Below are 15685 nucleotides of genomic sequence, written 5' to 3' on the forward strand. Positions count from 1 at the left end.
ATTCGCCACCCCGGCCGCCACGTTCGACAGCGTGACCGGCGTGGTCGAGCTTGTACCGCCCAGCGTAACCTTGTTGTGCGCGCTCGTGTCGTACTGCACCGCATTGGCGGAACCGTCACTTGCGGCCGCCGCAATGGCAGAGCCGACATCCGAGTAGGTCTGACCGCCAACGGTATAGGCCGGCGCCTGAATCGCACCAGTCGAGGTTACGGCTGCGCCACCGCCAAGTGCTGCCGTTACGCCGCTCAACTGGCCGACGTTAGCCGCATCGGTAGCCTTCGTGCCGGCTGCCACATGGATGATCTGACGTTGCGTCGAGGTATTGCCCACCGAGACTGCGTTGCCGCGATCCGCAAACGAGTTGTAACCCAGCGCAATTGAACCCGCCTGGCTCACCGATGCGTTGGCGCCGATTGCCATCGCGTTCGTAGCGGCTGGCGTCACGAAGACGTTATAACCGATCGCGACAGAGCCCGTCGCTGATGCGCTCGCGAACGAGCCAATCGACGTCGCGTTGGGATTGATCGAGCGGGCGTTGTAGCCGATCGACAACGAGTTATCGGAAAGGGCCCCGACCGTTGCGCCTGTACCGACGACGGTGGAGTTGACCGACAGCGCACCTGCGTTCGAGCCGACCGCTGTCGTACCGTGGTGACCGGCGCCAGAGCCAGCGCCCACGGCCAGTGCATTGATGCCCGATGCCTCCGCCGTCGGCCCGATTGCCATGGCGTTCAGGTGGTTCGAGGCGGAGGTCTCCGTGCCACCGGTCACGTTCGGGCTCACCGCGATGTAGTTGGTCACCGGCGTGGTGTCGAGCAGCGGCGAGGGATCCATCAACAGCGCTCTCATACCGCTTGCCTGTTGAGCGAATTCCGCCTGCAGCGCGCCCAGTTGCCCCACTGTCGCCGCGTCGCTTGTGTCGATGCCATCCGCCACGTTAGTGATGCGCATTTCCGCACCGCGCCTGCCGACCGACAGCGTATTGGGTGCGTCCGTCTTCGCATTCACGCCGATGGCAATCGAGTTGTCGTACGCCGCAGTCGCGCCTGAGCCGATTGCCAGCGAGTTGTCGCCCGTAGCAAGCGCAGCGCCGCCGATGGCAATCGATTCGGCGCCGCCTGCCATCGCCTGGTCCGCCGTCGAAACCACCTTGATGTACTTCGACGCGTTGGCCAGCTCTCCAGTGGCCGTATTGATGGCCTCCAGCGCGCTACCCACATCCGTGTAAGTACCGTCGCCGAGGACATAAGACGGCGCCGTGATCGTACCGTCCTTGCTCACCGTCGTTCCGCCACCCAGCGCCGCGGTGACGCTGTTCGCCGTGTTGTAGAGTTGCGAGCCGTTCACCGCGTCCGTGCTCGACGCCGCCACGGCGCCTGGTGCCAGCCCGGTGATGTTGTTACCGTTCATGTAGGCGGTATTCATCATCGCGATGCCCGCGCCACCCACGAGCATGAGACGGCCGTCGTCGTAGCCCGTTATGCGTGCGGTGATGGCGTCGTCGTTGAAACCCCATGCGCCATCGGTGCTTGCGCCGTTATTCAACGAAAACGACATCCCGGCGGAACCGTTGGCGCCATTGCAAAGCACCTCGGTGGTCGAAGAAATCCCCATTGCTGTCCCGGTACCACCTACGCCCCCAGGGCATAACTGAAGGCCACCGTTACCGGTTGCAGCAGACCCGGCCGAAGCCATACCCGGAAACATGACCGCACCGATTGCCATAGCAATCGGCATAAACGAGGCTTTCAACCGAGTTGCCGGTCCGGCCGCCACATTGCCGTTTGACGAGATCGTAGAGGAGGACGCAGCTCCCATACCGCGGCGGGTTCTGGCAGTCTCGGGCGCAGCGACCCACGCTCCGGATGCGTCGTTCCAGACGCTGATATATGATTTGTTCATAAATTACCTAAATAGAAGCAAGCGCCGCTTGCAGTTCGATTTGAGGAACCGTGCGTACACGCTCCCCGCAAAAAAACTGGCCGGCACCCTAAAGGCTCGACTCAAATTTTTCACGCGTCCCCAATCTAACTGGCCGCTCTATCCCTAAAAATCAGGAAAAGTGAAAAGTCCGCGGGAATTTTCCGAATGATCGCGAGATCAGCCACGGCAAGCTGAAGCACCGCACCCAGCTTGAATCCGAGCTAGTTCGGACGCGGCCGGAAAACCGGGTTATGGGTTATCGCCGTGGCGCCGTTGCAACAGCAACGAACTACAAAATATTGATATAGGAAAACTAACTAATAATCTGGAACGAATGGTTGGATGGACAATGTGAAAAGGGAGATCAAACCGTCCTGCTGAATCAGGACGGCACGCTCGCATCGAGCAATTCCCGGAGCGACGCATCCAGACTGCCGATCGTATCGGCCACAACCTGCAGGATCGCCTCCGCCAGTGCAAGTTCGCGCTCGCGCGCGGCGGTCTCCAGACGCACCAGCCATGCGATCATGCAGGAGTAATCGAGCATGCGCGCGGACCCAGCGATCCGGTGAGCCGCACCCGCCACCTCCTCCCACGACAAGGTGCGGAATGCATCGCGCAACGCGGCGAGCGTCATGTCATTCGTGTCGATCAACAGCCGGATTAAATGCAGCGCGACGGTCCTGTCGCCACAGGCAAGCTCGTTGAGCTTCGCGCCAAGCGCATGGTGCTCACTTGCCGCGATCGCGACATAGCGATGCGCAGCTAACGCGAGAATTAGCGTGCGCTCGTCAAGCGGCGTCGGCAGTACGCCGTGCAAGCCTGCTGCAACTGGCCGCGCAGCCGCGTCAGCAGGCGCCACTGCAAAGCGCAGACTCGCCGCGGGCAACGAAACACCGTCGAGCATCGCTATCGCTCCAGGCTGGCCCGACGAACAATCCACGAGCACCAGGCGGATGGACTGAAGCTCAGCCACGGCTGCGGGGTTGGCACACACGGCAAAACCAAGCCGGTGGAGCATACTCTCGAAGCCACTTGCGCGCCCCCAGGCAGGATCAGCACTCACCAGCAAGGCGTGGCTCATGCTGTGACCCGTTAGAGAAGTCCACGTCATTGAGTGGGTGAAACGTGACAGCGCCGCGCAAAGTCGATCAGCTCGACCAGCGACTTGACGCGCAGCTTCTGCATGATGCGGGTCTTATGGCTGCTCACGGTCTTGTTGCTGATGAACAGGGCGTCGCCGATAGTCTTGTTCGACATTCCTTTGGACAGCATCTGCAGGATGATCAGTTCCTTATCGGACAGCAGCTTGAGTTTGTCCTCCTCGCCGACAGCGTCTGCGGCTGCGCCCCAACCCGTCCCGGCCGAGGCCATGGGAAAAACGGTGTATCCCGCCAGTACAGCCTCGATGCCACGCATGATTTCCTTCATCTCCTGCGACTTGCCGACGAAACCCTGAGCGCCGGCTCGCATCGCGCGTGGCGCGAAGGTACTTGCCTCTTGCCCCGACAAAACCAGCACGCGCATCGACGCATGAGCCAGCCTCAGACGCGGGATGACTTCGAGCCCGCTGATACGGGGAATATCGAGGTCGAGAATGGCCATGTCTGGCATCTGCTGCCGCGCTATTTCGACCGCCGTCTGTCCGTTCTCTGCCTCGATGACATCGGTCACTCCGAGCAGTTGCACGAGATGAGTCTTGATGACCAGCCGAAACGCCGGGTGATCATCCACAATCAAGATTTTGGTCATTCTGTTGCTATCCTAAGGATATTCCTGTGAGCGGCCCCTGCGCACCGCAAGCCCGGCTCGCGCAACCCGGTAAGGCCAGCCCGAAAGCGAGCACCGCTAGCTGAAATTCCATTGTTTTTCTGAGTGGAACGCATAGGTCTTGTAGGAGGCGTTGAGTATGAAGAGACGCTTATCAGCATGGAATGGGAAAATTCTTAGAGTGGGGTCAGATAACCTCGAATCGCACTCAATCGCGTCGAATCAAGTCATCTTGAATTTAACTAACTCATCAATTAGGATGATTAGATGAACGCGAACCGCTCTTCCAGGAAGCCCCTTGGCCGTCGGCCGGCGGTGGACGATTTTGACGTCCGCGTACATTTGCTCGATACGGCCACCCGGCTCTTTGCCGAACATGGCATCGCTGCCACGACCGTTGCGCAGATCGCGGCTGAGGCCGGCGTCACCTCGGCACTGGTTCACTATTACTTCACGAATCGGGAGAAACTGCTCGACGCGGTGGTTGACGAACGTTTAGCCCCTGCGGCGGATTTCGTCTGGCAACCGGCGACTGAAGACGCTGCGAGTGATCCCTTTGCGCTGGTTCAGGCGTTCGTCGCGCGCCTGTTCGATGTGACTGAGCGCATGCCGTGGCTGCCGTCCTTATGGATGCGTGAGATCGTCAACGAGGGCGGCTTGCTGCGCGAGCGGATGCTGCAACGCATTCCGTTCGACAACATCAAACGCTTCAGTACTCGCGTGGCGCAGGCGCAGCAGGCCGGCACCGTCAATGCCGAACTCGAAGCGCTGCTGCTGTTCAACTCGATTCTGGCGCTTGTGATGCTGCCGCTCGCCACGGCGAAGATCTGGCAAAGCGCACGCGGTTTGCCCGTCATCGGACGCGATGCGCTGCGCCGACATGTAAGCGCATTGCTGACCGGCGGCATGCAGCCGCTGTCGCACGCAGCGCCGCCAAAGCGTCGCGGGACATCAAGGAGCAGGTCATGAGCCGTCCCTTGCGCCTCTGCTTGGGTTTGCTGTTCGCCACCGCGACTCTGGCAGCCTGCTCGCAGCACAACAACAACACGTACCAAGGTTATGTCGAGGGCGAGTTCGTCTACCTCGGCTCATCGCAATCCGGCACGCTCACACAACTGGCGGTTACGCGCGGTCAAACCGTCGCTGCCAGCGCGCCGGTCTTCACCCTCGAATCCGCCGATGAGGCCGCCGCCCTGCAGCAAGCGCAACAGCAACTCGCCACAGCCCGCGCACAACTGGCCGACATTCAGACCGGCAAGCGGCCACCTGAAGTGAACGTCACGCGAGCGCAACTCGCACAAGCCGTCGCCAATGCGCGCAAGGCCGCGCTGCAACTGACGCGCGATGAGGCGCAATACCGCGTGGGCGGCATCGCGAAGGCACAGCTCGACGACTCACGCGCGGATGCCGACGCTACCGCGGCCCAGGTCCGCGAGCTGAGCAACCAGGTCGACGTCGCGCTCCTGCCTGGCCGCACGCAGCAACGCTTCGCTCAGACTGCGCAGGTTGAAGCCGCGCAAGCAGCCGTCGCACAAGCCCAATGGAAGTTTGACCAGAAGCATGTCAGCGCACCGGCCGACGGGCTGGTCTACGACACGCTGTATCGCGTCGGCGAGTGGGTGCAGGCCGGCAATCCGGTGGTGCAGATGTTGCCGCCGCAGAACATCAAGGTGCGCTTCTTCGTACCGGAAACCGTGGTCGGCAAGCTTGCTGTCGGGCACGCGCTGATGATCCATTGCGACGGCTGCGCTGCGGACGTTCAGGCGAAAATTACCTACATATCCAATCAGGCCGAATACACGCCTCCCGTGATCTACAGCAACGAGACCCGCGCGAAGCTGGTATTCATGATTGAAGCCCATCCATCCGCGGCCGACGCAGTCAAACTGCATCCTGGGCAACCCATCGCGGTAACGCTGCAATGAACCAGCCCGCTCCGCAATACGCCATCGACGTGCAGAAGCTCAACAAGCACTTTGGCGACAAGCATATCGTCAACGACGTATCGCTGCAGGTGGCGCGCGGTGAGATCTTCGGCTTTCTCGGACCGAACGGCAGCGGCAAGACCACTTCGATCCGCCTGATGTGCGGCCTGCTGACACCCGACTCGGGCAGCGGCACGTGTCTTGGCTACGACATCGTGCGGGAAAGCGCGCAGATCAAGCGTAACGTCGGCTACATGACGCAGCGCTTCTCGTATTGGGACGATCTGACCATCCGCGAGAACCTCGACTTTGTCGCGCGCGTCTATCAGATGCCGAACCGGCGCGAGGCGGTGGAACGGTCGCTGGAATCGCTTGGCTTGCAAAGCCGGGCCAATCAGTTGACGGGCGCGCTCTCGGGCGGCTGGAAGCAGCGCCTCGCGCTCGCGGCGTGCATGCTGCACGAGCCGCAACTGCTGCTGCTCGATGAGCCGACCGCCGGCGTCGACCCCAACGCACGCCGGCAATTCTGGGAAGAACTGCACCGGCTCGCGGCGCGCGGCATCTCGGTTCTCGTCAGCACGCACTACATGGATGAAGCCGAGCGTTGCCACAAGCTCGCGTACATCGCGTACGGCAAGCTGCTCGCGAAAGGCACGGCGCGCGAAGTCATCGCATCGCAAAGCCTCGCCACGTGGGCAATCTACGGCGAGCAGCTCAGCATGCTGTCGGAGCAACTGCGCAAGGCGCCCGGTGTCGATCAGACCGTCGTGTTCGGTTCGGCCCTGCACGTGACCGGCAGCGACCATGCCGCGCTGGAAGCGGCCGTCCGGCAGGCAACCGGAGCCTCGGCGCGCACGACGCTACGCGCCGAGCAGATCGAAACCGGACTGGAGGACGTGTTCATCTATCTGATGAGCCACTCGACCGACAACTACGGAGTCTCGTCGTGACCACGCGTACGCTCTTCTCGCTGACGCGCTGGTGGAGCATCGTGCTCAAGGAGTTCCGGCAGTTGCGGCGCGACCGGGTCACGTTCGCCATGATCGTCGGCGTGCCGATCATCCAGTTGACGCTGTTCGGCTTCGCGATCAACACCAATCCCAAGCATCTGCCCACCGCCGTCATCATGGGCGACGAGAGCCCCTTTTCGCGCAGCTTCGTCGCGGCGATGAAGAATTCAGACTACTTCGACATCGTCGAGACGCTGCCCAACGAAGAAGCCGGCCGCCGCGCGCTTGCTCAAGGCCGCGTGCAATTCGTGCTGTCCGTGCCGGTAGATTTCTCGCGGCGTCTGCTGCGCGGCGAACACCCGTCGTTGCTGATCGAAGCGGACGCCACCGATCCCACCGCCACGAGCACTGCCGTGGCCGCCCTGCCCGGCCTCGTGCAGCCGGTGGCGGACAAGGACATTACCGGGCCGCTCGCGCACCTGAACGGCACCCCTGGCGCTTTCGACGTGCAGGTCCACGAGATGTACAACCCGGAAGCCATCACGCAATACAACGTGGTGCCGGGTCTGATGGGCGTGATCCTGACCATGACGATGGTGATGATGACCGGTCTCGCGATCACGCGCGAACGCGAGCGCGGCACGATGGAGAACCTGCTGGCCACGCCGGTGCTACCGATTGAAGTGATGACCGGCAAGATCGTGCCTTATGTGATGATCGGGCTGATTCAGGCCTCGATCATCCTCACCGCGGCGCGCTTTGTGTTTCATGTGCCGTTCGTCGGCAGCGTAGTGGCGATCTACTTGGCCGCACTGCTCTTTATCGCCGCGAATCTGACCGTGGGTATTACGTTGTCGTCGCTGGCGCAAAACCAGTTGCAGGCGATGCAACTGACCGTGTTCTATTTTCTGCCAAACATACTGCTATCGGGCTTCATGTTTCCGTTCGCAGGCATGCCGGCGTGGGCGCGCTTCATCGGCAATCTGCTGCCGCTCACGTATTTCAACCGGTTGATTCGCGGCATCCTGCTCAAGGGCAACGGCTGGGTGGACCTGTGGCCATCGGTATGGCCGGTGGCGCTGTTCATGGTCGTCGTGATGGGCATTGCACTGCGCTTTTACCGGCGCACGCTCGACTAGGAGGACCGGTCGATGAAGCCACTCGCCTTGGTTTGCGTAGCCGCACTCTGCGGTTGCGCGGTAGGACCGGATTTTCAACCGCCGGCGGCGCCGGATAGCCAGACCTATACGCGCGACGCCGCGCCCGCCTCGACTGTAGCCGCCGGCGGCGCGGCGGGAACGTCACAGACTTTTGTCGCTGCGCAACACGCCCTGCCGCTATGGTGGACACAGTTCCAGTCCGACGCGCTCGACCAGTTGGTCGACCAGGCGTTGCAGCAAAGCCCGACGCTCGCACAAGCACGCGCCAAACTCGTCGAGGCACGCGAAAACTACAACGCCCAATTCGGTGCGAGCGAATTTCCAAGCGTCGACGCCAGCGTATCCGGTGTGCGGCAAAGGCTCGACATCGCGCAGTTCGGCATTCCTAATGCAGCGAATCCGGGACCCTTCACGCTGTATAACGCGTCGGTCAGCGTATCGTATGCACTCGACATCTTCGGCGGCAATCGCCGGACGCTCGAAGCGCTGATGGCACAGGTCGACTACCAATCGTTCGAATTCGAAGCGGCGCGGCTCTCACTCGCGGGCAACGTCGTCTCGACGGCGGTTCGGCGTGCCTCGCTGCAACAGCAGATTGTGCTGACGCAACGTCTTGCCGATACCCAGGCGCAACAACTCACCATCGCCGAAAGACGTTTTGCAGCCGGCGGCGTCTCGCAACTCGATGTGCGCAGCCAGCGCACGCTGCTTGCGCAAACGCGGGCGTCGTTGCCGCCGCTCGAAACGCAACTCGCGCAGGCCGATCATCAGCTCGCGATCCTGCTTGGCGTCGCGCCATCCAAGGTGGATTTCACCGGCATTAGGCTCGATTCGCTGCATCTGCCGGATACCGTGCCACTCACGCTGCCATCGACGCTCGCCCGCGAACGGCCCGATATCCGCGCTTCGGAAGCGTTGCTGCATCAGGCGAGCGCGAATGTCGGCGTGGCGACGGCCAACCTTTATCCGCAGTTCGCGCTATCGGCCGGAATCGGCTCGGAGCGCACCAGCATTCAGGATGTGGTGAGCGGTCTGAATATCTGGAATGTCGGCCTGAATCTCACGCAACCGATTTTCCACGGCGGCGAACTGCGCGCAAAGAAACGGTCGGCGCAAGCGGCTTACGATGCGGCGCTCGCCGACTATCAGCAGACCGTGCTACAGGCACTGCAACAGGTAGCGGACACGCTGACGGCGCTGCAGAACGATGCGCGCACATTGCAGGCTCGTGATGACGCCGCACAGCAGGCGCAGGCAAGCCTCGACATCGCGCGTACGCAGTATGCGGCGGGTGGTGTCAGCCAGTTTGGGCTGCTCGATACGCAGCGGCAGGTTTTGCAAACCGCGCTGGACCGAACCCGCGCTCAGGCGGACAGGTTTGCCGATACAGCGGCCCTGTTTCAGTCACTGGGGGGAGGATGGGCGCCGCCGGACACGGCGCACGCCCCATAAGGCCGCACACGGCTCTGCGCTGCATCACTTCAAGCCAAAATCCACCCGCGTCGTCGCGCCCTTGTCCTTGATGCCTTGCGCGTCGAGCTTCGGTGCGACGACGAACACCCGGCTGCTGTCGATCTTGCCTTCGAAGTATTGCTGCACGCTCTGCGCACGCTGTTGGGCAAGCTCGCGCAAGCTGGCGTCATCCACGGGCGCATGCTCGGCCAATGCGCTCTTCATCTCGTCGTCGGGCAGCGTCTTGGTCAGGCCGACAAAATTGCGCGGCTTCTTGAAGTCGGCGTCCTTATACGCCTTGGCCAGATACTTGTCGTATTCCTTCGGATCCACGTTGACTGTCGACAGATCGACGCTTTCGCCATTGCCGACCACATCCTTGATCTTCTCCTGCTTGACCAGCTTCTCCACATACGCCGTGCGCAGCGCCGGCGTATCGACAGCCGGATCGACGCGCCCAATCAGGTCGATGCGGATCGACGCCTTGTCCGCCAGCGCCTTCGCAATGGTGTCGAGTTTCTTGTCCGCAGCATCCGAGAGTTTCGCGGAACCGGCGTCGAATTCGACGTAGCCCATTTCCTCGCCGCTGCCGCCGAACGCGTTCGCGAGCAGCGAGAACGGCGCCGTCACGGCCTTCTCGAGCAGATTCAGCACCGCATGCCAGATCAGGCCGCCAATGCTGAACTCCGGATTCGACAACGACCCGGACACCGGAATGTTCACATCGATTTCGCCCTTTGAGTTCTTCAGCAGCGAAATCGCAAAACGCACCGGCAGCTTGGTCGCCGTGTCGTTCTCCACGTGGTCGCCGAACGTCAACTGGTCGATGAAAAGGTGGTTGTTCGCGGTCAACTGGTCGTTATCGAGCTTGTAGTGCAGGTCCACGTTGAGCTTGCCCTTCGTGATCGGGTAGCCCGCGTACTTCGCCGAGTATGGCGTGAGGTTGGTCAGTTCGATGTCGTGCGCGCTCGCCGTCAGGTCGAGCGCCGGCTTGGCGATCAGCGGATTGACGCTGCCCCGGATCGACAGCGGACCGTTCGCCGCGAGCTTGGCGGACACATCCACCGGCGCTGCGGCGGTCGATTGCGTGCCGAACGCGCCAATCGTTCCCTCGATGCCCACCAGGTTCGCCGTGAAGTTCGGCTTGATGAAGTTATCCGTGTACGTCACGCGGCCCTGCTGCAACACCAGTTGACCGAAGTGCAGCTTGACCGGGCTGGATGGCGGCGTGGCGGCAGTGACCGTGCTGGAAGCAGCGGCGGGCGCCGAAGCCGCCTTGGCAGGCGCTGCGGCCGCGCTCGTCGTTGCGGGAGCCGAGGCCGAAGCCGGTGCCGCCGGCTCGGACCCGGCGCCCGGCGTCAACGGCACCGGCTCGGTCGAACTCTTGCTGCGGGTCAGGGACTGCGGCGCGCCGGTTTCGTGCGCGACGACGTCGGTGAGATTCAGCTTGCCCTGCGGATCCAGCAGCACCCGGCCGTAGAAATTCGAGAACGTGACGCGCCCCGCGTCCACGTCGGTGCCGTGCTCGTCATAACTGGCCTTCAGGTTCGTCAGCGCGAGCGAACCCCATCCCGCGAATGAGTCCGAGGTCGCCTTGTCGAGCATGCGCACGTCGACCAACGCCGCATTGCCGCGATACGACGCCTTCAGCGCTTTCGACGCCTGCGAAAGCGCCACATCGCCGTTCATGTTCAGCAGCGCACTGGCAATCGTCGCGTTGAGCGCGCCGCCAAAGTACGGTTCGAACGCCGCCGCGTCGAGCCGGTTCGCATCCACTTTCAACGCCAGTTTGAGCGGCGTCGCGGTGACGTTGCCGGTCACCCCGAGCGTGCCTTTGCGGTTGAGCGTCGCCTGCAGATCGACCGGCAATGGCCGGCTCAGGTCATCGCTGATCTGCTGCACCTTCAGTTGCAGCGGCGAGATGTTGAGTTTGACCGGATGCGGCGTCGAGTTGTCGGTGAAGTTAGCTGTCGCGTCCTTCAGGCTCAACTCGCCGATCTTGTAGTGCCAGGCCGGCCCCTGTTCCTGCGCCTTCTTGGCCGCATGAATGGCCGTGTGTTGCTGGGCTTCCTGGTGCGGCCCGGCGAGTGCAGCAAGATCGATGCTGCCGTCCTTCAGACGCTGTGCATTGATCACGAGGCCGGTGGCATCGACGCCGGTAATCTCTGCATTGCGGCCCGATACGTCGACCGCCTTCACGTTCACCTGACCCTGTGCGAGCGCCACGGCCGGCTCCTTGCTGCCGCGGGCCGCCAGCTTCAGCGATTGCAGATTCAGTTGGGTTTCGCCAACCTGAATATCCGGCGGCGATTTCGCCCAGTTGGCGCTGATATTGGCCGTCGTCGAGAGCGCGCCATCGGTCACCTGGGCGGCGGTGACGCTGTCGAGATACGGCTGCAACATCGGCAGCGACAAGGTCTTGAGGTCAATCTTCGAGTCCGCGGTCTTCGCCACGAGGCCAAGCGAACCCGCCGCATCCAGCGAGCCCGGGTTGTCCTTGAATTGCGTGCTCACCGTGTAGTGCGCGGGCGCCGGTGCGATCGTCGAGAAATCCGCGAGCGAAACCGCCAGGCTTTTCAGGCCCAGCGCGACAGGCTTCGCCGCTGCGTCATCCTGAACGTTGACCGTGCCGTCGTTCAGCGCGAAGCGTTTGATCGCCAGATCGAGCGGAGCCGGCGCCTTTGCCTGCCCCTCCGCCGCCGACGCTGCCTCAGGCGCACTCGCCGCGCCTGCTGAGGCAGCACTCGTTGCTGCTGTCTCCCCGCTGGCCGGCACAGGCGCTGCCGCCGGCGTAAACGTGCGCTCCACACTCAGCACGCCGTCTTTGTCGCGAGCCAGATTGACGGTAGGCGCGTCGAGGCGGATCTCGTCGAAGTGATACACGCTCTTTAGCGGTTCGAGCGTCGCCGCTGCGACATGCAACGCGTGCGCCGCGAAAAACGGCTGCTTGTTCTCATCGAGCACGCCGACATCGTTCAGGTCGACGGTTCCAGTCACGTTCAGCGACGGCGTGTCATTCGACATCGCGAAGTTGAGCTTCAGGTCCGTGGACAGCTTGCCCGTCTGCACCGTCACCGGCAGCTTCGCCGGCGCGTATGACAGGATCTGCGGCACATCGAGCCCATCGAAACGCAGCGACACCTCCGACTCGCGCGACGCGGCAAACGGCTTGGTCTTGCCGTCGATGGCGAGCGGGCTGCCGTCGATGCGCGCGCGCAGCAGCGGTTCGACGAAGATATCTGTCTTCGACGGCAGCGTGGCGATAAACGGGATACCGAGCTTCCACTGGTCGATCACGTGCTTCACGCCGAGCAGGCGGTCGTCGAAGGTAATCTGCCCGTTCTCGAGCCGGATGTTCGACACCGAAAACAGCGTCGGCTTGCTGCTCGGCTTGGACGGCTGCTTGGAGAACTTCTCTATCAGGTCAGTGAAATTGAAGCGCTGCGCGTCGTAGCGAATGATGTTGAAGCGCGGCGAATCGAGCTGCACTTCGTCGACGATCGGCGCACCGCGAAACAGCGAGCTCCACGACGGCTGCAAGATTAACCGGGAAATATCGACGAAATCCCCCTGGCCACCGCGCTCGCCGATATGAACGCGATCGGCTTCGAACCTGAGCGTATAAGGATTGAGTGCGATACGGCCAATCGTGGCCGGCCGGTCGAGCTGCTCGCTGAGCTGCTGTTCGGCGATGTGGCGAATCAGCGGCGGCGCCGCGAAAAAGCCCAGTAGACCGAACACTACGAGGAAGATCAGCAGGCCGATCACGATACGTCGTGTACGGCGTGCCTGCGCGACACCGCGCACGGCCTGCAGGGAAGATGCGATAGTTGCTTTATTGAGGCTTGCCATGCTCGGTGACCGGTGATGCGGCGGCAAGCCCGCCGCGATAACTAGAGTCCTGACTCGGGCAAGTATATGTCTTGAGGCTTGTCAGGGATAGAAATGTAAGCTGCAAGCCGACAATCGCCCGACGCGTATGAACTACGTGCGAACCAAGTGTAGCCACACGTTTGTGACACTCGCGGCATCGTCGCGAACCGGCGTTGCGAGTTCGGAAACAATCGCCTTGCGCGCGCCTCGACGCCCGCAAGGGTGCACGCCGCTTTCAGGCGGCGCGCCTGTCTCCATCATTGACGGACAACCGCGGGCGGTTGCCACGTGCCGTCGGTAGCTTGTGGCTTCGGCGCATAGAGCCGCAGCATGAGTTGCAGGTCAGTGCGCGGCGCCGGCAGCCAGTTCGCCGCGCGGGTCCGGGCCGACGACACCACCACGTCGAGCGAGCCGTCGCGATTGCGGCGCGCGCCATTGCGATCGCCCACCGCCAGCCGTGCCGGCGCGCTTTCGCCGAGCGCACCTTCCTTCGTATAAGCGGTGATCGTCCAGAAGCCGCGCACCGGCGGCAACTGGTTTGGCGCGAAATGGATCACATAGCGGTTTGCGCCGTTCAGCACGTGGCCGTCGCTGTCCATCGTGACGGTGGCACGCACTTCGTCGTCTTTCGTGCCGATGCCCGGCTGCGCGGACGCCGCATAGGCACGCAGCGCATAGTCCGGCCCATAGTTGCCTACACCATCGCCGAACCAGCTCCAGCCATTGACGCTCAGCAGATTGGGCGGCGGCGTGACCACGCGCTCGCGGCCGTCGGCGAGGCCCGCGGTGATGACGTCGTTGGCGTCCGGCAGTTTGACAGGCTCGCCGGGCTTCACGCCGAGGTCGGCGAGGATCTTCAGCGCGTGCGGATCGTCGGGTACCGGCGGGTTGTCCTGCAGCCCCTGCGCCAGCCGGTCGAAGAAGCCGCCTGCGTCGAGCGCGGCGACTTGCGCGGCCGGCGTGCCGGACGTGGCCAATGCAGCGGCCGCGGCGGCATTGCCGCCCGGCGCGACGGAAGCCGAACGCGCATCGCTCGCGTAGACGCTCAACGGCACGAGACGCATGCCGCGCTGCAGCTTGCGCACCACCGTCACATCGCGGCCGTTGTTCGACTGGACCCGTACCGTCACCCAGGCGTTGCGGGTCGGCACGTCGACGCGTTTGACATTCTTCGGCAAATCGCCCTGCCAGCCGGGACCGACGAACGCAACCGCCTGCTCCCTGATCCCGCCGGCACGCGGTCCGATCTGCGCGCTGGTCGACCAGACCACGTTGGTCCACATATCGAGCGCGCGAGCGTCGACATAACGGCCGTGCGAATCCGGCAGCGTCAGGATCACCGGTTCGGCGCTCAGATCGAGCCAGCCGCTCGAGTCGAGCGTGTCGATACCCGGCGTGGGCGGATTGGCCGAGCCGACCGGCGGCAGCGCCTGCGCGTGGCGCAGCGTATTGATCGGCGCCTGGCCCGGATCGGTGCCGACTGCCGCGTCGCGCGCCGTTTCCATCAGCACGAGCGGGTAGCCAAACACATAGGAGTCGGCCACCTCGTCCTTGATCCAGCCGGTGGGCTTGGGTGCGTCGACGGGGGTCGCGGCACAGCCGGCGAGGAATGCGAGGCCTGCGAGCGAAGCGCAGGTCCAATGAAGCGAAAACGGTTCTCTGCGAGTTTTTATCATTCGTTCAGATGGCGGAACGTTCGGTCCAGGAAGATGCGTCGGTCAGCGAGTGCTCTGCTCACGTGGTTCCCAAGCCCACCGCAAGCGCGCCGCGTATCTCGATCCCGACAACAACGGGTTGTATCGTATCCTTGACAGCCAGCAAGCGCAAAGGCACAAACACACCTTTCGCGCAACTCGCCGCCCTCTCGCCTACGGAGCGCTTCATGTACGTCCCCGCGCATTTCGAAGAGAACCGTCCCGAGGTTCTTCATCAATTGATCGTCGACCAGCCGCTTGGCACGCTCGTGACAATCGGTCCCAACGGTCTCGACGCGAATCATCTGCCGTTCGAATTCGCGCCGGGCGAGGGTCCGCACGGCACGTTGCGGGCCCACGTGGCACGCGCCAATCCGGTCTGGCAGGAAGTCGCCACGCAGCCGGACACGCTGGTGATTTTCCAGGGGCCGGCCGCCTACATTTCGCCGACCTGGTATCCGAGCAAGCACGAGACCCACCGTCAGGTGCCAACCTACAACTATATGGTGGTTCACGCGCACGGCAAGATCGTCGTACGCGATGACGAAGCGTTCGTGCGCGGTCTTGTGGCGCGGCTCACCCGCACGATGGAAGCCAACGAACCGAAGCCTTGGAAGATGGGCGACGCGCCGGCCGACTTTATCTCGCAGATGCTGGGGGCGATTGTCGGGATTGAAATCGAAGTCACGCGGCTGGTCGGAAAGTGGAAGCTGAGTCAGAACAAGGAAGCTCGCGACCGCCGTGGCGCGGCGGAAGCTTTGCTGGCCGGCGGCAGCGAGACGCAGGAAGCCGTCGCCGAGGCGATGCTGAGCGCGCCGCCGTCGTTTTAAACCCGTATCTGGACGCGGCCAGGCGTGTTCTGGCCCTGCTCAATATCCAGGCGGATCCTCCGATCTGGCGCTAATCTGGCGCAGCGTCAAAAAGGCTGGCCGGCGCGA

11 protein-coding genes and 1 pseudogene are annotated in these 15685 nt (G+C 62.9%); 6 read left to right on the forward strand and 6 right to left on the reverse strand.

Going from position 1 to position 15685, the window contains the following annotated elements:
* The 4 genes and pseudogenes from AC1ECK_RS26585 to AC1ECK_RS26600 form a co-directional block, all read right to left on the reverse strand.
* The coding region (locus tag AC1ECK_RS26585; protein ID WP_480324747.1) for a YadA family autotransporter adhesin at positions 1 to 1614 on the reverse strand (1614 nt) is incomplete at its 3' end.
* Positions 1615 to 1830: 216 nt separating this feature from the next.
* A pseudogene (locus tag AC1ECK_RS26590) lies at positions 1831 to 1902 on the reverse strand (ESPR-type extended signal peptide-containing protein); the annotation flags it as partial.
* Between the two features lie 403 nt (positions 1903 to 2305).
* Entirely contained in the window at positions 2306 to 2830 is a 525-nt protein-coding gene (locus AC1ECK_RS26595; RefSeq protein WP_480324460.1) for an Hpt domain-containing protein, read from the reverse strand.
* A gap of 203 nt (positions 2831 to 3033) precedes the next feature.
* The gene (locus AC1ECK_RS26600; protein ID WP_480324462.1) at positions 3034 to 3675 is read right to left on the reverse strand and encodes a response regulator; all 642 of its coding nucleotides are present in this window, start codon (positions 3673 to 3675) and stop codon (positions 3034 to 3036) included.
* 285 nt (positions 3676 to 3960) lie between these two features.
* Here AC1ECK_RS26600 and AC1ECK_RS26605 point away from each other — a divergent pair, with 285 nt between their 5' ends.
* From AC1ECK_RS26605 to AC1ECK_RS26625, 5 genes are read left to right on the forward strand one after another with little or no spacing between them, the layout of a single operon-like run.
* Positions 3961 to 4662, forward strand: a complete 702-nt coding sequence (locus tag AC1ECK_RS26605) for a TetR/AcrR family transcriptional regulator (RefSeq protein WP_480324464.1) — start codon at positions 3961 to 3963, stop codon at positions 4660 to 4662.
* On the forward strand, positions 4659 to 5618 hold the full coding sequence (locus AC1ECK_RS26610; RefSeq protein ID WP_480324466.1) for an HlyD family secretion protein: 960 nt from the start codon (positions 4659 to 4661) through the stop codon (positions 5616 to 5618). The genes AC1ECK_RS26605 and AC1ECK_RS26610 overlap by 4 nt, the downstream gene beginning before the upstream one ends.
* The gene (locus AC1ECK_RS26615) at positions 5615 to 6568 is read left to right on the forward strand and encodes an ABC transporter ATP-binding protein (protein WP_480324468.1); all 954 of its coding nucleotides are present in this window, start codon (positions 5615 to 5617) and stop codon (positions 6566 to 6568) included. The genes AC1ECK_RS26610 and AC1ECK_RS26615 overlap by 4 nt, the downstream gene beginning before the upstream one ends.
* Positions 6565 to 7707 (forward strand): ABC transporter permease, encoded by a 1143-nt coding sequence (locus AC1ECK_RS26620; RefSeq protein ID WP_480324470.1) that lies wholly within the window; start codon positions 6565 to 6567, stop codon positions 7705 to 7707. The genes AC1ECK_RS26615 and AC1ECK_RS26620 overlap by 4 nt, the downstream gene beginning before the upstream one ends.
* Positions 7708 to 7719: 12 nt before the next feature.
* Complete coding sequence (locus AC1ECK_RS26625; RefSeq protein ID WP_480324472.1) at positions 7720 to 9180, forward strand: efflux transporter outer membrane subunit; 1461 nt, start codon at positions 7720 to 7722, stop codon at positions 9178 to 9180.
* A gap of 24 nt (positions 9181 to 9204) precedes the next feature.
* Here AC1ECK_RS26625 and AC1ECK_RS26630 read toward each other — a convergent pair whose 3' ends face one another.
* Both AC1ECK_RS26630 and AC1ECK_RS26635 read right to left on the reverse strand, forming a co-directional pair.
* The gene (locus AC1ECK_RS26630; RefSeq protein WP_480324474.1) at positions 9205 to 13032 is read right to left on the reverse strand and encodes a DUF748 domain-containing protein; all 3828 of its coding nucleotides are present in this window, start codon (positions 13030 to 13032) and stop codon (positions 9205 to 9207) included.
* A gap of 278 nt (positions 13033 to 13310) precedes the next feature.
* Complete coding sequence (locus AC1ECK_RS26635; RefSeq protein WP_480324476.1) at positions 13311 to 14729, reverse strand: DUF1254 domain-containing protein; 1419 nt, start codon at positions 14727 to 14729, stop codon at positions 13311 to 13313.
* 206 nt (positions 14730 to 14935) lie between these two features.
* Between AC1ECK_RS26635 and AC1ECK_RS26640 the strand changes: the two genes are divergently transcribed.
* Positions 14936 to 15577, forward strand: coding sequence for an FMN-binding negative transcriptional regulator (locus AC1ECK_RS26640; RefSeq protein ID WP_480324478.1), 642 nt, complete (start codon positions 14936 to 14938; stop codon positions 15575 to 15577).
* Positions 15578 to 15685: the final 108 nt, after the last annotated feature.

The organism is Paraburkholderia sp. SSBN10T, from assembly GCF_056619545.1.